General features: G+C 46.4%; 15 protein-coding genes and 2 tRNA genes. 14 read left to right on the top strand and 3 right to left on the bottom strand.

Annotated elements, in window-relative coordinates; translation table 11 throughout:
- Positions 1 to 6: 6 nt before the first annotated feature.
- From mutM to GRF59_RS10210, 4 genes are all read left to right on the top strand, one after another.
- Positions 7 to 840 (top strand): DNA-formamidopyrimidine glycosylase, encoded by an 834-nt coding sequence (gene mutM / locus GRF59_RS10225; RefSeq protein ID WP_160497461.1) that lies wholly within the window; start codon positions 7 to 9, stop codon positions 838 to 840.
- A gap of 144 nt (positions 841 to 984) precedes the next feature.
- A complete protein-coding gene (locus tag GRF59_RS10220) occupies positions 985 to 1,695 on the top strand; it encodes a manganese efflux pump (RefSeq protein WP_160497460.1) in 711 nt (236 codons plus the stop codon).
- A gap of 14 nt (positions 1,696 to 1,709) precedes the next feature.
- Positions 1,710 to 2,306, top strand: a complete 597-nt coding sequence (coaE, locus tag GRF59_RS10215; RefSeq protein WP_160497459.1) for a dephospho-CoA kinase — start codon at positions 1,710 to 1,712, stop codon at positions 2,304 to 2,306.
- A complete protein-coding gene (locus tag GRF59_RS10210; protein WP_160497458.1) occupies positions 2,303 to 2,875 on the top strand; it encodes a lytic transglycosylase domain-containing protein in 573 nt (190 codons plus the stop codon). The genes coaE and GRF59_RS10210 overlap by 4 nt, the downstream gene beginning before the upstream one ends.
- Positions 2,876 to 2,993: 118 nt before the next feature.
- Here the strand turns inward: GRF59_RS10210 and GRF59_RS10205 are convergent, their stop codons facing one another.
- Positions 2,994 to 3,209: an alpha/beta-type small acid-soluble spore protein gene (locus GRF59_RS10205; protein ID WP_160497457.1), complete on the bottom strand. Its 216-nt coding sequence runs from the start codon at positions 3,207 to 3,209 to the stop codon at positions 2,994 to 2,996.
- Positions 3,210 to 3,404: 195 nt separating this feature from the next.
- Here GRF59_RS10205 and nrdR point away from each other — a divergent pair, with 195 nt between their 5' ends.
- The 3 genes from nrdR to GRF59_RS10190 all read left to right on the top strand — a co-directional run bounded on the left by nrdR (position 3,405) and on the right by GRF59_RS10190 (position 4,214).
- A complete protein-coding gene (gene nrdR / locus GRF59_RS10200) occupies positions 3,405 to 3,881 on the top strand; it encodes a transcriptional regulator NrdR (protein ID WP_160497456.1) in 477 nt (158 codons plus the stop codon).
- Between the two features lie 167 nt (positions 3,882 to 4,048).
- A tRNA-Ala gene (locus GRF59_RS10195) sits at positions 4,049 to 4,124 on the top strand.
- Positions 4,125 to 4,141: 17 nt separating this feature from the next.
- Positions 4,142 to 4,214: transfer RNA gene (locus GRF59_RS10190), tRNA-Lys, on the top strand.
- A 344-nt stretch (positions 4,215 to 4,558) separates the two neighbouring features.
- On the opposite strand, the gene GRF59_RS10185 is transcribed toward GRF59_RS10190, so the two are convergent.
- The gene (locus GRF59_RS10185; protein ID WP_160497455.1) at positions 4,559 to 6,115 is read right to left on the bottom strand and encodes a response regulator transcription factor; all 1,557 of its coding nucleotides are present in this window, start codon (positions 6,113 to 6,115) and stop codon (positions 4,559 to 4,561) included.
- Positions 6,108 to 7,931 (bottom strand): sensor histidine kinase, encoded by a 1,824-nt coding sequence (locus tag GRF59_RS10180; RefSeq protein ID WP_160497454.1) that lies wholly within the window; start codon positions 7,929 to 7,931, stop codon positions 6,108 to 6,110. The genes GRF59_RS10185 and GRF59_RS10180 overlap by 8 nt, the downstream gene beginning before the upstream one ends.
- Before the next feature lie 146 nt (positions 7,932 to 8,077).
- Here GRF59_RS10180 and GRF59_RS10175 point away from each other — a divergent pair, with 146 nt between their 5' ends.
- The 7 genes from GRF59_RS10175 (at position 8,078) to GRF59_RS10145 (ending at position 20,553) form a co-directional block, all read left to right on the top strand.
- Positions 8,078 to 9,406 carry an ABC transporter substrate-binding protein gene (locus GRF59_RS10175; RefSeq protein ID WP_160497453.1) on the top strand — a complete coding sequence of 443 codons (1,329 nt, stop codon included), beginning with the start codon at positions 8,078 to 8,080 and terminating at the stop codon, positions 9,404 to 9,406.
- A gap of 92 nt (positions 9,407 to 9,498) precedes the next feature.
- On the top strand, positions 9,499 to 10,374 hold the full coding sequence (locus GRF59_RS10170; protein ID WP_160497452.1) for a carbohydrate ABC transporter permease: 876 nt from the start codon (positions 9,499 to 9,501) through the stop codon (positions 10,372 to 10,374).
- Positions 10,371 to 11,195 (top strand): carbohydrate ABC transporter permease, encoded by an 825-nt coding sequence (locus GRF59_RS10165; RefSeq protein ID WP_160497451.1) that lies wholly within the window; start codon positions 10,371 to 10,373, stop codon positions 11,193 to 11,195. The genes GRF59_RS10170 and GRF59_RS10165 overlap by 4 nt, the downstream gene beginning before the upstream one ends.
- 26 nt (positions 11,196 to 11,221) lie before the next feature.
- Positions 11,222 to 13,324, top strand: a complete 2,103-nt coding sequence (locus GRF59_RS10160) for an alpha-galactosidase (protein WP_160497450.1) — start codon at positions 11,222 to 11,224, stop codon at positions 13,322 to 13,324.
- Between the two features lie 512 nt (positions 13,325 to 13,836).
- On the top strand, positions 13,837 to 17,187 hold the full coding sequence (locus tag GRF59_RS29740; RefSeq protein ID WP_160497449.1) for an NPCBM/NEW2 domain-containing protein: 3,351 nt from the start codon (positions 13,837 to 13,839) through the stop codon (positions 17,185 to 17,187).
- Between the two features lie 193 nt (positions 17,188 to 17,380).
- The gene (locus GRF59_RS10150; RefSeq protein ID WP_160497448.1) at positions 17,381 to 18,601 is read left to right on the top strand and encodes an MFS transporter; all 1,221 of its coding nucleotides are present in this window, start codon (positions 17,381 to 17,383) and stop codon (positions 18,599 to 18,601) included.
- Between the two features lie 275 nt (positions 18,602 to 18,876).
- Positions 18,877 to 20,553, top strand: coding sequence for a type 2 periplasmic-binding domain-containing protein (locus GRF59_RS10145; RefSeq protein WP_160497447.1), 1,677 nt, complete (start codon positions 18,877 to 18,879; stop codon positions 20,551 to 20,553).
- Positions 20,554 to 20,587 lie beyond the last annotated feature (34 nt).

The following is a 20,587-nucleotide window of genomic DNA, read 5'->3' as shown; positions in this document are numbered from 1 at the left end:
GTCATCATGCCGGAATTACCGGAAGTCGAGACAGTCAAAAGAACATTAAATCAATTGGTCAAAGGCAAGGAGATTGACCATGTTACCGTAAATTTGGCGCGGATTATTCAGCGCCCTGACGATATAGATCAGTTTGCTTTTATGCTGGCAGGACAGACCATTCAAGGTGTGGAACGCCGCGGGAAATTTTTGCGCATTTTGCTGGATGATCTGGTTCTGGTATCCCATCTGCGGATGGAAGGACGATACGGCGTATATGACAGCTCCGAGCCGGTGGAAAAGCATACGCATGTTATTTTCCATTTCAAAGACGGAACCGAGCTACGCTATAAGGACGTCCGCCAGTTCGGGACGATGCATTTGTTCCAGCCTGGCGAGGAATTGAACATGCCGCCCTTGTCCAAACTGGGACTTGAGCCGCTAGACGCCGATTTTACAGTCGAGAAATTCCAGGCTGCCCTGGCAGGCAAAACGACGAAAATCAAGGCAGTTTTGTTAAACCAGGCATATGTCGTCGGGATCGGTAATATTTATGTGGATGAGTCTCTTTTCAGGGCTGGCATCCATCCCGAACAGCTGACGAATACGCTGACGGACGAGCAGTTCCAGGCATTGCATCAGGCCGTGGTAGCTACCCTGTCGGAATCGGTTGAAGTGGGGGGATCTTCCATCAAATCGTATGTCAATGGACAGGGCGAGATGGGGATGTTCCAGCATCAGCTCAAGATTTACGGACGCCAGAACCAGCCGTGCCAGAGCTGCGGGACACTCATCGAAAAATCTGTTGTCGGCGGCCGTGGCACTCATTTTTGTCCGGTATGCCAGTCGATCAAGCCATAAGTAAATAAAAGCATGGGCGTGCACCCCTTGTTCGTCCCCTCCATATACTGATATGGAATTGACTTCAGGGGAAACGGAACGCCGGAGGCCTCTCTTTATTACAGGCTCCGGATGTCCGTTTCATCAAGGGGAGGGAAACCAGGGGTGCTCAGTCATGTCTTTTCACTGCTCCTGCTCGCATTTGCATTAAGTTTGGATAGTTTTGGTGTCGGGATTACATATGGACTCAGGCAGATGAAGATCTCACCGCTGTCCGTAGTGATCATTTCGTTATGCTCCGGTGTCATTATTTATATATCGATGCAAGTGGGTGTACTGTTGGCTAAGGTAGTATCTCCTGAGGCCGCGTCCATTGTCGGAGCTGTCATATTGATTATTATGGGTTCCTGGTCTTTGATCCAGCTCCTGATTCAGAAAGAAAGAAATCGTGAGGAAAAAGAATCCGCAACGATCAAGTCGGTCGAAAATGCGCATTCCATGGAAACAGCAGCTTCTGCAGCTCCAAAGCCTGAACAGACGGTGTTCTCTTTGGAAATCCGCAAGCTGGGGCTGGTCATCCGCATTTTACGGACGCCGTCATCTGCCGATATCGATAAATCGGGAAGTATTTCGGGCATTGAAGCGATGTGGCTCGGGATAGCGCTATCCCTTGATGCCTTCGGAGCCGGACTTGGTGCGGCATTGCTTGGATTTTCACCGGTCTGGACGGCCCTTGTGATTGCGCTATTCAGTGGTACTTTTCTGGTTATTGGCATGAAGACCGGTTTCCGGTTTGCATCCAGGTCGTGGATGCGGCATTTTACCGCGCTTCCGGCGTTATTATTAATAGCCATGGGAATAATAAAGCTGTTATGAGGTGAGTTAAGCACATGAATATCGGGTTAACCGGAGGTATAGCAACTGGAAAAAGTACCGTGTCCGCTCTCTTGGTAAACAAGGGAGCCTTGCTTGTTGATGCCGATGTGATTGCCCGGGAGGTTATGCTCCCGGGTCATCCCGTTTTGTCGGCCGTTACCGATCATTTCGGACAAGCTGTGCTTCTTGCGGACGGCACTTTGGACAGAAAAAAACTGGGGGAGATCGTTTTCCACGATCCTACACAGAGGCAAGCATTGAATGATATTACGCATCCGGCTATTCGCAGAGAAATTCGCATGCAGATGGAGTCATTGGAAAGAGAATATCCGGACAAGCTCGTTGTCGTGGACATTCCTCTGCTGTTTGAGTCGGGTCTGGAGGCCATGTTTGAGCGGGTCATGATGGTGTATGCGCCGAAGGCCACTCAACTGGAACGCTTGATGAAGCGCAACCGATTAAGCCGAGATGAGGCATCAGCCAGAATCCGGTCGCAAATGGACATTGAAGAGAAGAAGCAGAGGGCGGATATCGTGATCGATAACAGCGGAGATGCTGAACAAACCAAACGCCAAGTCGACGAATTCTGGCTTCAGTCAGGGTACGCATGAAGCTCCTCCGTTTTTTGCGCAAAAAGAGATTTCTTCTCTTGTTGTTTCTCGGCTTCGTCGTCGTTCTCTTTTTCAGCACCAACTGGATGTCTTGGTTCTATCCCATATATTATAAAGACAATATCAGAGAGCAATCCGAACGCTACGATGTGGACCCGTTTTTGATTGCTTCCATCATTCGGGTGGAGTCGAATTTCAAGCTGGGCAAGGAATCCAAAAAGGGTGCACTTGGTCTTATGCAGCTGATGCCGGATACGGCCCAATGGGCGATGGAACAGGCCAAGCTTCCTGAGGTTACGATGGACCATATTAAACACAAGCCTGAAGCCAGCATCGAGATCGGCACCTGGTATTTGAAAAATCTGAACAATCAGTTCAAAGGCAACAGGATTGCGGTCATTGCCGCTTATAACGCAGGGCCAGGTAAGGTGGACGGTTGGCTTAAAAAAGGCGTTTGGGACGGGACACTGGAGTCTGCAAAGGACATTCCAATCGGTGAAACAAGGCATTATATTCAACGAGTGGTTTATTATTATAATCAATATACGCGTATTTACAGCGATTTTTGAAGATATAAGGAAGTTATGAACTGTGAATGCACGTCTGTAGACGTTTACTTGTAGGTAAACAAAGAAGCATTGAAGCAGCTTACGGGCTGCCTCAATACTTCCTCGGAGTAAGCATGTATTATTTGAATTGACCAGCCAATTGTTGTTCAGCCAGGGTTACAAGACGTTTTGTGATGTATCCCCCGATCGAACCGTTCTCATAGGAAGTCATGTTGCCTTGGTATCCGTCTTGTGGGATGGAGATACCCAGTTCTTGAGCAACTTCATATTTCATTTGGTTGAGGGCAGCAGTAGCTTTTGTTACTACCAGGTTGTTCGAACTGTTTTGTGCCATTGATGTTCACCTCCTCGCTGTTGGTAAAAGTATTATGTCTCGAAAATCGAATCTTCATAACTTTTTTGAGAACATTTTAACTGGAAATATAAGCTATTTCCCGCCAGCCCTTGCAGGGAGAGGCCTCACAGCTTTTTTTAATTGATTTTTCGTGTATTTAAAACCTAATGTGAAGGATAAAGGAAGTGAGTTTGCATGAAATGCCCGTACTGTGATTACGCAGGCACCAAGGTGCTGGATTCCCGTCCGGCCAATGACAATAAGTCGATTCGCCGCAGACGTGAATGTGAGAAATGCAGCCGGCGGTTCACGACATTTGAAATGGTGGAGGAGACACCGCTGATCGTCATTAAAAAAGGCGGCAGCCGCGAAGAATTCAGTCGCGATAAAATTCTGCGCGGCTTAATCCGTGCCTGCGAGAAGCGCCCTGTGTCCGTAGAACAGCTGGAAGCCATCGTCTCGGAGGTAGAGAAGTCCCTGCGCAATACGGCTGTCGCTGAAGTGGAAAGCCGCCAGATCGGCGAACTGGTTATGGAGCAGCTATATCCTGTCGATGAGGTTGCCTACGTGCGCTTCGCATCCGTGTACCGGCAGTTTAAGGATATCAATATGTTTATGAAGGAGCTTAAAGGGCTGCTTTCGAAAAACACCATGCCGGACTCCGTTGACTGATCCGCCAAGGCAAAAAAGGACGAAAAGAGCAAGCATGTGAATGCTTAACAAGCTTTTTCGTCCTTTTCATATGTTGAAGCAAAGATTTTTTTAAAAAAAAGTGTTGCATAGGCCTGTCTGCTGTGCTATATTATTAAAGTACTCTTTTTGATGCGATTATCGTTTAAGGGGCCTTAGCTCAGCTGGGAGAGCGCATCGCTGGCAGCGATGAGGTCAGGGGTTCGATCCCCCTAGGCTCCACCAAAATTTCATCACATTGTGGATTGTTAGCTCAGTTGGTAGAGCATCTGACTCTTAATCAGGCGGTCCAGGGTTCGAGTCCCTGACAATCCATCATTTTTCACGAAAACCACTTTTGAAGTGGTTTTTTTGTGTTTAGGGATAGTATCTATAATTGCTGCTTTTTTGTTTGGTGGTTTTGGGGACAACACCATTTCATAATATCGTTCCGCTGCTTAAGGCTGGTTCAACCGATACGAGCGCGACAATTTATCTTAAGATCAGAGATCATAAGGGCGAAATTAATATCAACAGCGTCATAAATGAAGGTACTACCTTTGAGATTATGTTGCCGCTAACAAATTTTTCTTTATAAGATGAATCTCACACAAAATGGGCGACCTGTCACCGATGAATTACCGGGATCAGGTCGCCGCTTATAAACTATAGCTTCACCGCTACATCTGAAGATTTTTTTTCACTGAGTCTCTGTATTCCGAAGGATTCATTCCTGTCCAGCTCCGAAATACGCGGCTGAAATAATGCTGGTCGGTATATCCTATGATTTCGGAAATGTCTTTGATGTCCATCTCGGGCTTTTCTTTAATCAATCGTTTTGCTTCATTAATCCTCAGTGAAATAAGGTATTGAAGCGGCGGAATACCATGATATTTTTTGAACACCCGGATTATATAGGAAGCGTTAAATTGAAACGTATGGGCTAAATGATCTACGTTTATGGCTTGGGTGAAATGAAGACGGATGTATTCTTCGAGCTTAACGTACAGTTCTCCGGCCGAATCAAGCTTCTTCGACACAGGTAAGTAATCCGTGAACAGCTTTAACATGTTCTGGCTTATATCAGCAAGATGACTGGCGGTTGCCAAGATTCGATGAATTTCGGATTCCATGACAGCCGCATCTAGGCGGGGATTATCCAGGTGATCCGATAGGAGCCGCGCCAGTTGGACATATCTTTTCTCCAATGCAAGCTGTGTATAAGTCGGGGACTTCCATTCTTCAAAAAGGCGAGAAAGCTCCAAAGTTAGTGGACCGAATTTTCCTTGTCTGGCGAACTTCTCAATGGTACTGGCCGCCACCGGGTCCAACGGACTCATGGGTTCCTGCTGTTTAGGGTCTTCGAGCCGGATGATCGTTGATTTGCCGGGAACCAACCCTTTTTCTAGTGATGTGCTGAGCTTTTGAGATATTTTCCATAAATCCCCTAAATGGACGGGGGTGAGATGCGTACTCAAAGTGATGGGAGACGTGTGTATATAACAGCCTAAGATATTTTGGATCTCATTTGCAGCGTTTGCGAGTGAATCGTAATCGTTATTATTGGTTGCCGTGACAAGAATTTTGACATTACAGTTTTTATCATCCAGTACCCACCACTTTGCCACAGGCTCCAGAGAATTCATCAGTTGATTCCAATGAACCATGTCCCACATTTTGTTTATGTTTCGAACATCGATGTCATCCATAATGTGACGATATAAATTCCCGATACAAATGAGATAGAGCATAAACTTGCTATTTTGCAAGACTAGAGAGTTTGAATTAATCGGTTGATGTCCATTCAAAAATTGCGATATGATGCTTCTTTCAGATTGGGTGTTCCGTTGCTCCAATTCGATCTTGATTTCGCTAAGCGTACCCAGCAGACCTTCCGGGGTCATTGGCTTAAGAAGATAATCGGAGACACCGAGCCTTAGCGCCTGCTGCGCGTATTCGAAATTGTCATATCCGCTTAGAATGACGATGTGGAGATCGGGATACAGCTTTTTGACTTGATGCGTTAATTGAATGCCATCCATCAACGGCATTTTTACATCCGTAAACAGGACATCAGGCTTATGGTGCTTTACCAGTTCCAGAGCGTCTTCTCCATTCATCGCTGTGGCAACGACCTCGAATCCGAGACGGGCTTGGTCTATCTTTTCGACGATGTGCTCCAGAATGATTTTTTCGTCTTCTGCGATCAGTATTTTGAATGAATGGTCTTTAAGCATGTACAATCTCCTCTGGCCAAGGTCCTCCAATTCTCACTACTGCACCCTCCTCCGTATTCAATAAATGAAAGACGGCGCGGTTACTATACAGCAGCTGCAATCGGTTGAAAATGTTTAGCAAACCGATATGGGGCTCATGCTCTGAATTGGGTTGTTCGGAATCATGAAGTCTATGGGAAATTTCTGTTAATACTGCGTGACTAAAACCGATACCGTTATCCGTTATCGTTATTTCCCAGCCGTAATCGCTGATCTTACCCTCAATTCGAATATGCCACGGTGGCCGTTTATTAAAAGCATGTTTAAAACAGTTTTCCACAATAGGTTGAATAATCAGCCTTGGAACGCGTATTTGATCCATGTTTGGCGGAATATCAATACTGCAAATGAATTGATCGGAATGGCGCGACTTCATCAAATCCAGGTATTTGGATGTGTAATCCATTTCCCGCTCAATGGTGACAGGAGCGGAATCTTCAACAGCGATATATCTTAACATGCCAGAAAGATCCGTGCACATTTTGACGATTTCCCGTTGATTATTGTTGTCTGCCTTGATGCTGATTACGGTCAGCGTATTATAAAGAAAATGAGGATTCATCTGAGCTTGAAGGGCGAGCATGCGCGCCTTGATTTCTTGGGACCTCGCTTCCACGGTTTCATGTAAAGACTCTTCAAGTCTTTCGCACATTTGTATGAAAGCTGATTTAAGCTCTTCAAGCTCGTTCAAATGAGAAGGAGTATCCATTATTTTCTTGGGATGAAGCGCTTGCAAACTTAAACTGTTAATTGATTTACGAATCGCTTTTATTGGCGTCGTCAGGCCTCTGGATACATAGTAAGTTAAAATCATCGTCACAAGAAGCGCGGCAATGCCGACCAGAATGATTTGATTGCGAAACACTTTTACCGGCTGCAATAAAGCGGTCTCAGATTCCATGAGCAAAACCGTTAGTCCACTGAAGTCGGAACGAGAATAGGCAACCATTTGAGCCGGATTTTCAGATCCACCATCAATCACCGGCAGAGAAGCAGGCGTCAGAATTCCGCTAGAATCCTTAAGTTTGCTGACCTCATTCCATTGTGTGATGCTTGGTTGCAGTTCTCTGGAATAGGGGTAGATCAGACTGCCATTCTTATCATATACGTGCACCTTGATCGAATGAGGATTTTTTTCTCCAGGAATTGCAATCGACCGGTTGACAATGTTTTCGAAGATACCGTAATCCTGCTGAATTTCGACGATGTTGTCCATCGGCTCACCGAGCACCTCTGTAAACGCACGGCTGACGGAAAGGATTGTCGTCTTGGGATCCCAATCGTCCTTGCGAGGAGGGATAATTGTTCGCCGTCCGTCTTGATTTAAAGTAGCGTGGATCCAAGCCTGGCCCTGAATGGTTTCGGGAGATAAGCGGGACACGTCAAAATTTTTGCCGAATTCAATAAACTTCCCGTTCAAGCCATAAATGTGAATCTGATAGAACTGAAACGGATAGCCTGTAATGGAAAACAGGGTGTTAGAGATATTCCTTCGGTTATACAGCTCTTTAGCCGGATTATCCGCATTTTCAAAAAAATAGGTTCGCAGACTGTCCGAAGTTATGATCCGCTCTGCGATCGCATCCATGTTTTTGAGCTCTGCATCAAATTTATCCGAGATATTGAGTGATAATTGATGAATGGATTCGGAAGCCTTTTGCTCAAGTACTCGAGAAACATACAAGTAATAAGATGTTACGAAGATAATGATAAGAAGAGTAATGAGACTAGCATATGCCATAAACAGCTTGGCTTGTACCGTTCTGAACCGGTTCATTCTTCCAATCCTCCAATGGATCTTTGCGTGGTCAATATAATCCACATGATTAAGTCACTATCCTTCATTCCCATGGGTTCCATCCATGATTAATAATAAGAACGTACCGTACACAAACACAATAATGAAAAAAGGGAGGTTTGTAAATGCATCATATGAAACCGCTTAAATCATTAACAGTAGCTCTCGTTGCGCTGTTTGGCATTTCAGGATTGGTGGGATGCTCCGGGGCAAAGGATCAGTCAACCGGAGGAGATATCAAAGAACAAGGAACTACGAAGAAAGATGTTACCATTACTTTTGTAGGTTCGCAAAACTGGTTGAACAAGGGTTCCAAAATTGACTCGGAACTGAACGAAGCATTTACGAAAGAAACCGGGATTAAAGTTGACATGCAGGTGATCCCGGATGACCAGTATGCCAATGTATTAAAAACAAAGCTTGCATCGGGGGAAGCTCCGGATATATTCATGGTTAGTGCAGGTGTGGGCGCGCAAAAGTTTCTGCCGGAGAAATATTTCGCCGATTTGTCAAATGAAAAATGGGTGTCTCGTTATGTTCCTTATGCCAAAGCAGGAAGCACCATAGACGGTAAGGTCATGGGTTTCATGACATGGTCAGTCGATGGCTGGGGAATGCTTTATAATACAAAAATATTCGACAAATATCATTTGACAGTACCTAAAACATTCGATGAATTTACACAATCAATGGATACTTTGAAGGCTAACAATATCACGCCAATTTATGAAGTGGGTAAGGAAGCTTGGCATTGGGGAATCTGGCTCTCACAAATGGGCGCGGTTGCCGAAAAAAACAACCCGGGATTATACGATAAACTGAATTCGAATCAGATCAAGTTCACGGATGTCAAGGAATTTGAAACTTCCTTAACTCAGTTCAAAGAAATGTATGACAAAGGGTACTTTGGCAAAAATCCGATTTCCAATACATGGGATTCGGGATACGAAGCGATGGGGAAAGAGCAAGCGGCTACATTCCTGGGGTATACTTCGTATCAAAATGAAATAGCCGGTAAATTTCCGGATTCAAATGCAAATGATTGGAAAATGTACCCTATTCCTCTTGCAGACAATAATGTATTCTCGCATTCTGCAGGCGGCAATATGCGCGTCGCTTATAAGGATTCCAAAAATCTGGATAGCGTAAAGGCATTTTTCGATTTCTTGGCTCGTCCTGAGAATCTGAAAAAATATTATGAAGCCCGTCCTGACATCCAAACAGCGCCTTCTTTTACAGATGTGGAGGCAAAACCTACCGAATCAGGTAAATCACTGGTTGAAAACGCACCTGGCGGAGATGGTATGGATATGGAATACGGGGTTCTCTACTGGGATAATACGGTCGTAGGAAAGTACATCCAGGATATGATGCTCGGAGGCTTGTCGCCTAAGCAGGTTCTGGAATCGATCGATAGAGACAGAGCAAAATTGTTTAGTGCTACAGGGAAATAATCGATAAAGAAAAAAATGACGATGCCCGGCTTTTATAACCGGGCATCATCTAGTATTACAGTTGGTAGGCAATTGTACTGGAGGGTTCCAACATGTATACTTCAAAACTCTACTCATGGAAATTTGTGTTACCTGCCTTTTTATTGTTTTTCGCCTTATTTCTTGTCCCTAATCTGATGGGCTTTTACTATTCGCTTACAAACTGGAATGCGATGAGTGATCAGGTAAAGTTTATTGGGCTCGACAATTTTAGGGATGTATTTGCGGATAAATCCAATTTCACGTCAATATACAACACGCTGATGTTTGCGCTCGTCACGTCGATATTTAAGGCGGTCATCGGTTTGGGACTTGCTCTGATGCTGAACGAAGGCATTAAATCGAAGAACTTCTTAAGAACTATTTTTTTCATGCCTGTGATTATATCGAATTTGATCGTTGGACTTATCTTCCAGCAAATTTATAACCCGGATACCGGCATATTAAATGGTTTCTTGGATGTGGTTGGTTTGGGAGCATTTAGCCAAGCATGGATCGCTGATCCGAAGCTTGCCATATGGTCTGGCATGGGGGTGGAGATTTGGAAAGCGGCCGGCTTTAATATGGTCATTTTTCTCGCGGGATTGCAGATGGTCCCTAAGGAAATGCACGAAGCGGCCGGGATTGACGGAGCGAACTATTGGAACAAATTAATAAAAATCACGATTCCGTTCCTTCTCCCTTCGATTACCATCAATATGCTTTTGAATGTTATCTCAGGACTGAAAGTGTTTGATGTCATTTTTGCATTAACGAATGGCGGCCCAGGCAGGGCGTCCGAAGTTGTCAATTTAACGGTGTTTAACCAATTCGGACTTGGAACCTATGGATATGCCACGGCGCTGAGCGTCATATTGTTTGTATTCCTCATCATCATTTCAATCGGTATGGTGAAGATATTCACGAGATCTGAGGTGAAAGAAGGATGACAAGAAAACATACGATGATCAACGTCACCAAGGAAATCTGCATGTGGATACTAAGTCTGATTATATTAATTCCGGTTGCCATGCTGCTTCTTAATTCTGTGAAAAATGTGACCGAATCGGCCTCAATGAGCTTAAAGCTGCCGACTTCATTTCACTTTGATAATTTTGTGACCGTGTTCAAGGATGGAAACATACTGCGTTCTTTCTGGAATAGCCTGCTGATCTCCTCCTTGACATCCGTGATTACAATCATCACTTCGTCGATGGCTGCTTTCGTGATGACCAGAAATCGAACGAGATTAAACCGGTATATTTATATTTTGTTCCTGATCGGTCTGATTGTGCCGATGAACTATATTACAACGATGAAAGTGCTCCAAATGCTTCATATCATCAATACGTTTACCGGCATCATTCTTCTGTATTCAGCAACGTTTATTCCTTTTACGGTATTCCTCTTTTATGGTTTTGTAAGCGGAATCCCCAAAGAACTTGATGAATCGGCAGTTATTGACGGCAGCGGCGGTGGAGGCTTGTTTTTCAGAATCATTTTCCCGCTGATGAAGCCTGTTTCGGTTACGGCGCTTATCATTAACTTCTTAAATTGTTGGAATGATTTTGTGCTTCCCCTTTACTTTTTGAATTCTTCCGGCAAATGGGGAATGATCATGACCATGTACAATTACTTCAGCCAATATATCAGCTCATGGAATCTTGTGTCAGCCGCGATGCTGATTAACCTGGTTCCGATTCTAGTGGTATATGTGCTGGGACAGAAATATATCATCTCGGGCATGACGGCAGGAGCAGTGAAAGGCTGATTCAATGTTATAAGGAGGAAAGGAATATGCCGATTATCAGCATACCTGAACGAAAAGCCTGGGTTTTGCGTACCCATCATGTGGATTACGTCATCGGTGTTGACAAAAATGGAGCGCTTCAGCATTTGTACTGGGGCGAGAAGCTGGCCCTGTCTGAGGATTATCCTGAAGCAGACAGCCGGCAAACCTGGATTTGGGAGACGGATGATGGTAACAGTAGGGAAGAAACCATGCCGTGGGGCAGACGAAACTTCGCGGAACCGGGCTTGAAGGTGGAATTCGCGGACCGAACGCGGGATCTTGTCCTTCAATTTACGGGAGCCCATATTGAAAATAATATGCTTCAAATCGATTTATTGGATGGTTTGAAATCTTTGCAAGTTACGGCCAGTTACCGTCTATTTGACGAGTTTGATTTGATTGAGCGTTCTCTGGCAGTGAACAACAAAGGGGATGGCCCCGTCTGTATTGAACAAGTAATGAGCGCCATCTGGCATTTTCCCGTATATCCTTCTTATCGCCTTACTTATCTGACCGGGCATTGGGGAGCAGAAACACAGCTTCGGAGGGAAGTGCTTCACGAGGGCAAAAAAGTCATCGAAGCCCGCAGAGGCATTACGGGCCATAATAACAATCCGTTTTTTGCCGTGGATTTCGGTGAAGCTGCGGAAGAATCCGGTCTTGTGTATTTCGGAGGGCTTGCGTTTAGCGGTCACTGGAAAATGGTCGCCGAACGAACTCCCTATCAAACACTGCAGCTGGCGGCGGGCATCCACGATTTTGATTTTCGCTGGCTGCTTCAACCAGGCGAAGCGTTCAACACCCCTGTGTGTGTAGGCGGGTATACTGCAGGAGGGTTTGGTGATGCAAGCCGGAAGCTGCATGGATATCAGCAAAAATATGTTCTGCGCAATGGCGGTGAGCTGCGCAAGATTCTGTACAACTCCTGGGAGGCGACGTATTTCGACGTCAACGAAGAAAACCAGAAGCAGCTTGCGGAAAAAGCCGCGAAGCTGGGCGTGGAGCGTTTCGTCGTGGATGACGGCTGGTTCGGTAAACGGAACGATGATAACGCAGGACTTGGCGATTGGTATGTGAACAAGACCAAATTTCCTAATGGACTTACGCCGCTCATCGATTATGTCAAATCCCTTGGCATGGATTTCGGTATCTGGATTGAGCCTGAGATGGTAAATCCGGATAGCGATCTGTACAGGCTTCATCCGGACTGGGTCTACCATTTTCCGGATCGCCCGCGCACGGAGGGCAGAAATCAACTTGTCCTGAACTTAGCAAGGGATGACGTTCGGACCTTTGTTTATCAGGCCGTCGAAGAATTGCTGTCTACCCATGAAATTTCGTTTATCAAGTGGGATATGAACCGCTACTTTAGCGAACCGGGTTGGCCGTCCGCCGAAGCCGGCCGCGATCGCGAAATATGGGTTCGGCATGTCCATGCGCTATATGACATTTGGCAGCGGCTTCAGGACAAGCATCCTCATGTACAGTTTGAGTCATGCGCCGGAGGCGGGGGCCGAGTGGATATGGGGATCATGCGATTTGCGGACCAATTCTGGACTAGCGACAATACCGATGCGTTGGATCGCCTGCGCATACAATGGGGCTATTCGCATGCCTATAACAGCAAATCGATGGTATGTTGGGTAACCGAAACGGTCAATTACATGAATGGCCGCCGTATCCCATTAAAGTTCCGTTTCCACTCTGCGATGATGGGAACGCTGGGAATTGGCATGGATTTGAATCAGCTGAGCCCTCAGGAAATGGAGGAAGCCGCAGGTTACGTCGCTCAATATAAGCAAATACGTCCTATAGTTCAGGAAGGACTTTGCTACCGGTTGTCCCCACCTGAGCAATCAGATCTGACATCGATGCAGTATGTGGGGAGGGATGGGCAGGAAGCGGCTGTGTTCGTGTTCAGGCATGCGCAGCATTTCGGACATCCCGCTCTCCCAGTCAGACCGCGCGGATTGGAACCATTCACAAGGTATCGGAACGTTGAAACCGGTGAGGTGCGCAGTGGGCAAGCCTGGATGTCACGTGGTATTCTATTGGAGCTAACGGGAGACTATGACAGTGCATTAATCAGGCTGTATAAAATGAACTAAAGTTTAACCTTGCTTCTTCTAGATTCCATCTGGAATTCCTGCTGCCACATGAGATCGGCAATCTGAGTGCGTTTTCGGAAGCAACGTAGAGGCTGAAAGCTACTTTAGAACCGCCGTGAAACCCAGAATCTCATTGCCTGCAAGTATAGCATCATAGCATCATTGTCGCTAGATCTATAAACAGGACGGAACTGACCTTACAGCCCGAAAAACGTTGTTCTCATGGACAGCGTTATTCGGCGTATATTGGCAGGAATCCATTGTCAGAAATATCCACCTTCGAAAGTCAATTTTGTGTATTTAATTGGAAAATAGCATCCATTAGAATAACCGTTGAAAGCGCTTTAAAATATTGGTTTAATGTTTTATTTGCGATGAATAAACGAGGATAGGAGGAGAATAAGGGTTTTTCGTCAGGTCAGCGTTATGAGCTTAAAGAATGGAGGCAAACCGAGAAACGGCAAACGGGTTGATACTAAAAAGCGGTTCATCTGAAAAAGGAGCTGAAGCTTATGCGTCGGATTTCGTTCATTTTGTTCATCGTGACATTAATCGCCGGAAACTATGCTTTTAATACGGCAGTATCAGAAGCCTCAGGAACGCATGCTGCTGTGTCTGGAGCAACGGGAACGTATGTTTATGAAGCTGAAGATATGGCATTAACAAACTTCACGACGGATACCTGGACCTATATGAACTATGTCAATCATCAGCCGATCGAAACTATGAAGTTTGTTCAAGGAACTTTGGGGAATACAAGTACCGCCAGCTCGGTCTTCAACGGTACGTCCGGTATTTATGATATCATTACACGTTACGTCGGCCAGGTTCAAAATGGAGTCAGTTATACCATCGCCGTTAATGGCATCACGGTTGACCAGTGGGGCTCGTCGCAAAGATACGGTACGGATTATATGGATCCGAGAGACATCGATAATCATACGACCAGCAAGGTGACGCTGAAGCCCGGAGACGTTCTGAAGTTAACGGCTGTCTCCACCAACGAAGCTGCGCGTGTTGACCGTCTGACCGTTCAAACCTACCAAGGTCCTCCTGCGAGCTCGCTGACGATCGACTCTCCCAATGCAGCGCTTAACGATGGTTTTGACTGGGCTAAAAATCGGGCGCTTGGACTCACGTTCTATCCAGGCAATCCGATGATAGGTCATGAGTCGGAATGGTGGCGGCTTTCTGACTCCACGCACACCTCGACCGTTCCCGGTTATTGGGGCGCCTATGAGAATCGTGAAAGTTTTTACAACCGCGATATTTCCCATCAATCCGACGGGGGACATCTCTTGGGGCTGGATGATGAAACCTTTAGTATGATGAAAACCTTCGCCGGTTCGTCGACGCTGCCGGGCCAGAACGGCTGGCCGCTTTGGGCTCACAGCTCCTATGGGCTTATGTACTACATGGATGGAACGGGATTCAGGGAATTGCCGTCACCCTTTGACATCATGCACAAATCTTACCAGCAGTACCTTTGGACGGGGGATTCCCGTTGGATTAACGATCCGACTTTATCTGCATATTACGATTCAACGGTTGGACCGTTCCTTGCCGATCATGGCGTTGTCTGGAACGACGCCAATCCGTCGATAGAACAGCCTGTAGTCAAAATGAAACCGGGGGAATATACGCCAACATATTATGAATTCATTACGGACCATTTTGTCTCTGCCGGAGATTCGCTTGCCTTGGAATACCAATCGTTGCTGGCTTATGCGGAAATTTTAAAAGCCAAGGGTGATTCGGCAGGCAGCACACTCTGGAAAAACAGGGCGCAGCGTTTGAAAGACTATTATGAGGCACATTGGTATGATCCTTCCACGGGACATTATATCCGCGGTTTTGATGCGAACGGTGGCTTTAAAAGCGACTGGGGCCATGAGGCCAGCATGTTCATTCCTCTGAAAGGGCTGGGCGATTTTGGACCAAGAACCCATGCCTTTCTGGATTACATCCGTGCGAACGACGACGACTTGAATGTTGAAGCGACGACATATTTGCCTGAAATGTATTACAACTATAACCGGTCTGCGGAAGGCTGGTACTGGTTGAGCAAAATATTAAAAGAGAAGAATACTTATCCCGAGGTTTCCTTTACCGCGTTAAGCAATGCGATTGTCGGCATGATGGGCTTACAGCCGAATGCCCCTGCCAGTAAGGTGTCCACGATATCCCGCCTGACCGATGAGGTGCCGTGGGCGGAGGTTAACCATGTAAAGATAGGATCAAACGACCTGAAGATTAAACATAACGGATTAACAAATTCTACGCTCACCAACAATTCAGGGGAAGCTATCACATGGGAGGCACAATTCTACGGTAAATACTCATTGCTGAATGTGAATGGCAGTCCAATCGCTGCGAAAACCAAAACGCTGTATGGTCAAGAAATTTCTTACGTTGATGTCGTGGTCAACAGCGGGGAGTCTTGCCATGTTGGTGCTGAAACCATCGATTACATCGCTCCAACGGCCCCAACGAATTTGACGGCAAGCCAAGTATCCCCAACGACCGTTCAGCTGAGCTGGACCGCATCAGAAGATAATGTGGGAGTCGCTGGGTATGATATTTATAGCGGCTCAACGGTGATCGGGAGCACCAAGTCCACCTCCTATACGGTAACGGGTCTTGCTGCAGGAGGGGAGTCTTACACCTTTACGGTCAAAGCCAAGGATGCCGCCGGCAATGTATCCGCCGCCAGCAATGAGGTGAACGTATCGACGCCGATTACGCCTGAGGTTTATGTAAGCGACCTGAAATGGGTATCAGCCGATGCAGGCTGGGGAACGGTGCAAAAGGATAAAAGCGTGGGCGGAAATACACTGACTCTTAAGGGGAAAAGCTATGCCAAAGGCATCGGAACGCATGCGGCAAGCAGTATTATATACAATCTGAACGGACAATACGCTAGATTTCGTTCGGACGTCGGAGTGGATCAAGAGGTTGGAACGAGTTCTACCGTCGTGTTCCAGGTATGGGCGGACGGCAGCAAACTATTCGACAGCGGCGTCATGAACAATGCCAGTGCAGCCCAAGCGATTGACGTTAGCGTATCCGGAGTCAATGAGCTGGTGCTGAGAGTAACCGACGCTGGCGACGGAATCAACAGCGACCATGCGGATTGGGCTGACGCCCAGTTATTGCGAAGCGAACCCGATACACAGGCGCCAACGGCACCTGCAAATCTTGCTGCCAGCAATATCACGGAAAACGGTGTAGATCTAAGCTGGACAGCGTCGAGCGACAATGTAGGTGTCGTGGAGTATTGGATATACAATGGAACGACTTTAGCAGGTACTGCAACGACAACAAGCTTTCATGCTGGAGGGCTCTCCGCCGGTACGGCCTATACCTTTTCCGTCAAAGCGAAAGATGCAGTCGGCAACGTATCCACGTCCAGTAACATCGTGAATGTCACCACCCACGAGGCTCAGCAGATTCCCGCCTATTTGAGCGATATGGCCTGGAAGTCGGCGACAACGGGGTGGGGAACGGTGCACAAGGATAAAAGCGTGAACGGAAATACGCTAACGCTACAAGGAAAAACTTACGACAAAGGCATCGGAACGCATGCGTCAAGCAGCATAGCATACGATCTGAATGGGCATTATACTAGATTCCGCTCGGAAGTAGGGGTGGATGATGAGGTTGGTGCGAATTCAACCGTTGTGTTCCAGGTGTGGGCGGACGGCAGCAAAATATTCGACAGCGGCGTCATGAACAATGCCAGCGCAGCCCAAGCGATTGACGTCAGCGTTGCCGGCGTTAACGAACTGGTGCTGACGGTAACTGACGCTGGCGACGGCATCAACAGTGACCATGCAGATTGGTCCGATGCAAGGCTGCAATAAACAAGATCAGCTGCAATATTGATTGCTGTTGTATAAAAGATATCATGAAGGAATAGCCGTTTCCCGGTGTCCTACCGGGAAGCGGTTGTTTGTTTGGACCGATAAAATTCCTTTTAATCAAAAAAACAATATGATATTATTTAGTAAAATAAAATAAATGATTTAGTAAAAAAGTGGAGATGTTGAAGTTTATATGCGAAAGCTGGGCTTGTTAGGAAGATTGTCCCTTTGTTCCATCGTCTTATCGACTGGTTTAACGTTGGTTTGGCCGATCAATACGATCTATATGCAGCAGGAGCTCGGGCAAAGTTTGACTGCTGTGGGGCTTGTGCTGCTGTTGAACAACGGGGCTGCTTTTGTTGGGAATGTTGTTGGAGGTATCCTCTTCGATCGCTGGGGAGGCAGGGTTTTCATTATAGTGTCTGCATTAAGTTCGGCCGGCGTTGTAGCGGCAATCGGTATTGTTCATGATGTGCTCAGCTACTCTGTGTTGCTCACGATGCTTGGGCTTTTAAACGGGATCATTCAGCCTATGCTAAATGCCATTGCCGTAGCGGGGAGTCCAGGGAAGGAGCAGCAGGCGGTAAATGGCATGTTTGTTTCGCAAAATGTTGGAATGGCGTTCGGCGCAGCTCTCGGCGGAGCTATTGCCAGTCTATCGATGAAAGGCGTGTTTTTTTTCAATGCGTTATTATACGTCGTTTTCTTGCTGTTATTTATGGTTCTGATCCGAGAACGACGAGCGTATACGGTTCGGGATGACGGGAGCAATTTACCGAATGTTTTACCTGTGAGAAAGGGCAGCCTGAGGTGGTTTTTTGCCATTACGGCCATTTGCATGGGGTTTTCCGTTTCATGGTTGTGCTACTCTCAATGGGCGGCAATTGTGCCTGTTCACTCATTGGCAAAGGGAGTCTCCTTTTCGCATTACAGCTTGTTATGGACATTGAACGGTGCGCTTATTTTGGCCTCACACCCGCTTAAAATATGGCTTGTTGGACGATACCGGCTTAGACCTGTTACGCAAATCATTATTGGCACCATTTTTTTGTCGGCAGGTTTGGGGATGGTAGGTTTTGCTGAAGACTTCTCACATTTTGCTGCTGCCATGGTCGTGTTAACCTGCGGAGAGGTACTGGTTTTTCCGGCCGTTCCCGTGTGGCTGGTTGACGAGTCGGGCGATGGCCTTAAAGGTAAAATGCTAGGGATATGTGCTGCCGCTTCCACATTCGGACGCATGCTGGGACCACTAGCCGGGGGAGTGGTATATGAACGAATGCCAGGACACTGGGTATTTACATTGTCCTCAGCGCTTTGCTTATTGACGGTATGTAATTATTGGATAGCTGCCAGCTTCTTGGAGCATCGGCGCGGTAGGATCCTTAGACATGAACATGTGGAGGCGCATTTATGAACTGCTGCGATCGGGGTTCAATCCATTGGTCAGCGCCATGATGATTTCTTTTGAATTTATTCATAAATGATCTTGATTATCCAACATAAGGATGATAAGATAACCTCAATATATTTACTAAATATATTGAGGTTATCTATTGTTAATTTAGTAAATTTATTGAAATTTAACAATATCCCAAGCAGGGGGGATGGCTGCACAGCGCATAAGATACGCAATGATTCTTGTTTTGAGCACTGATTTGTAAGCGGATTCAAATTGAGGGAGGTCAATTTGTGAAAAAATCCTTGATGTTGTTAGTTACCGTTGTTTTCTCATTCACAGCGCTTGCCGGATGCGGCGGCGGATCAAAACCGGAGCAGGAAGCGGGCGGAGACAAAACGCAAAGTGATTCGAGCCAGATATCCGAAAAGAAAGTGAATGAGTTCGGTTGGGAAATGCCTGATAAAACGATCGAGATCAACTTCTATTCCGGACAAGACAATCCAGATAAGGTCAACAAATATCAGGCGGAGCTTCAGAAGTACATTCTCGAAAAATTCAACGTAAAACTGCACAATATCGTCTACGATGTGGATCAAAAAGAAAAATTGAATCTCATGCTCGCAAGCGGCGATTATCCCGAAGTCATTACGGGTCTAAATGAGTCCCAGGCGCAGCAGTGGGTTAACCAGGGCAAGGCAGTTGAGATCGGGCAATATGTGGATCAATCTGGAGCAAACATCAAGTCTCAGCTGGAGACATGGTACAAATCGTATCCAAGTCAAGATGGCAAGCTCTATATGCTGCCGAAGTATTGGGGACTTCTGCCGATTCCAGATAACTCGGCTCATATCCGTAACGATTGGTATGTTGCCATGGGATCACCAAGTTTTGAGACGCCGGAGCAATATTACGACATTTTGAAGCAAATGCAGGCTGCGCATCCGAAGAACGCAAAAGGCGAAAAAACGTATGCGCTTTCAGGGATAGCACCCGTTACGACCAATATGGTGCCGACGCTTGCCGGCATGTGGGGACTCCAAAATGGCTATAAGGTCAGTCCGGAAGGCGATATGACGCATTGGGTCAATACAGAGGAAGGACTCGAGCTTACCAAATTCATGAATCAAATATATCGTGATGGTTTGCTTGATCCGGACACGTTCGTGAACAAATTCGATGAGTGGAAAGCCAAATTTTCGTCAGAACGTATTATGGGTCACATTGGGCCGTGGTGGCAGTCTTGGAATGCTGGTCATGAAGTCTGGCAGAAGACAAACAAAGATTGGAAGGAAGACCAGCGCTACGTGCAAGTGGCTTTAAAGGCAGCCGGAGTGGAAAAATCGTATTTGTCTCCTAAAAATGCGCGCGGCGGTACGTTCACGATTATTACGGATAAGGCTAAACATCCGGAGGATATCGTGAAATGGATGAATTTCTCGATTACGGATATGGGAACTCGTCTAATGGGATGGGGTGCCCCGAACCAGCCTGATTCCGTTTGGAAGTTCGAAAACGGCAAGTGGAGCTGGGTAGAGGAAGCTAAGCAGGCCATCATCAATGCAACGTGGAACTACGATAAATCCGATACTTTGGGACAGACATACCTGATGCTGGTAGAAGGTCAAGGAACGATGAAAGATGATGGCAAAAGCACTCTCTGGTTTGACCAAAATTTCAACAATGAAGCCAAGTGGAAAAAAGTAATGAACGACAACCTGAAGGACACGATCTACGATAACTCGTTAGGCTCAATTACGATTCCTGCAAACGATCCGCTGTTGATTACGCAGCAGCAAATCGACGACCAGTTAGAGACGTTGTGGGCCAAGACCGTCATGAGCAAGACCGAAGATGAGATGACAAACAACTTTAATGTACTGAAGGATAAGCTGAATCGCGCAGGGCTGCATGACATCGAGAAATACAGATCCGACGTGTACAAAGATCGTATGAAGAATTGGAAGTAGCAACGCGGAAGGAGCGGGAGGAAAGATTCATCTT

This window comes from Paenibacillus dendrobii (genome assembly GCF_009807035.1).
GTDB lineage: Bacteria > Bacillota > Bacilli > Paenibacillales > Paenibacillaceae > Paenibacillus_AQ > Paenibacillus_AQ dendrobii.
The sequence above is the reverse complement of the archived record's forward strand: the minus strand, read 5'-3'. Positions and strand labels throughout refer to the sequence as shown.

What these genes read in the sequence shown, in the direction of transcription:
- mutM (WP_160497461.1), top strand. Translation starts at nt 7, where the DNA reads ATGCCGGAATTACCGGAAGTCGAGACAGTCAAAAGAACATTAAATCAA.
- coaE (WP_160497459.1), top strand. Translation starts at nt 1,710, where the DNA reads ATGAATATCGGGTTAACCGGAGGTATAGCAACTGGAAAAAGTACCGTG.
- GRF59_RS10210 (WP_160497458.1), top strand. Translation starts at nt 2,303, where the DNA reads ATGAAGCTCCTCCGTTTTTTGCGCAAAAAGAGATTTCTTCTCTTGTTG.
- GRF59_RS10205 (WP_160497457.1), bottom strand. Translation starts at nt 3,209, where the DNA reads ATGGCACAAAACAGTTCGAACAACCTGGTAGTAACAAAAGCTACTGCT.
- nrdR (WP_160497456.1), top strand. Translation starts at nt 3,405, where the DNA reads ATGAAATGCCCGTACTGTGATTACGCAGGCACCAAGGTGCTGGATTCC.
- GRF59_RS10185 (WP_160497455.1), bottom strand. Translation starts at nt 6,115, where the DNA reads ATGCTTAAAGACCATTCATTCAAAATACTGATCGCAGAAGACGAAAAA.
- GRF59_RS10180 (WP_160497454.1), bottom strand. Translation starts at nt 7,931, where the DNA reads ATGAACCGGTTCAGAACGGTACAAGCCAAGCTGTTTATGGCATATGCT.
- GRF59_RS10175 (WP_160497453.1), top strand. Translation starts at nt 8,078, where the DNA reads ATGCATCATATGAAACCGCTTAAATCATTAACAGTAGCTCTCGTTGCG.
- GRF59_RS10170 (WP_160497452.1), top strand. Translation starts at nt 9,499, where the DNA reads ATGTATACTTCAAAACTCTACTCATGGAAATTTGTGTTACCTGCCTTT.
- GRF59_RS10165 (WP_160497451.1), top strand. Translation starts at nt 10,371, where the DNA reads ATGACAAGAAAACATACGATGATCAACGTCACCAAGGAAATCTGCATG.
- GRF59_RS10160 (WP_160497450.1), top strand. Translation starts at nt 11,222, where the DNA reads ATGCCGATTATCAGCATACCTGAACGAAAAGCCTGGGTTTTGCGTACC.
- GRF59_RS29740 (WP_160497449.1), top strand. Translation starts at nt 13,837, where the DNA reads ATGCGTCGGATTTCGTTCATTTTGTTCATCGTGACATTAATCGCCGGA.
- GRF59_RS10150 (WP_160497448.1), top strand. Translation starts at nt 17,381, where the DNA reads ATGCGAAAGCTGGGCTTGTTAGGAAGATTGTCCCTTTGTTCCATCGTC.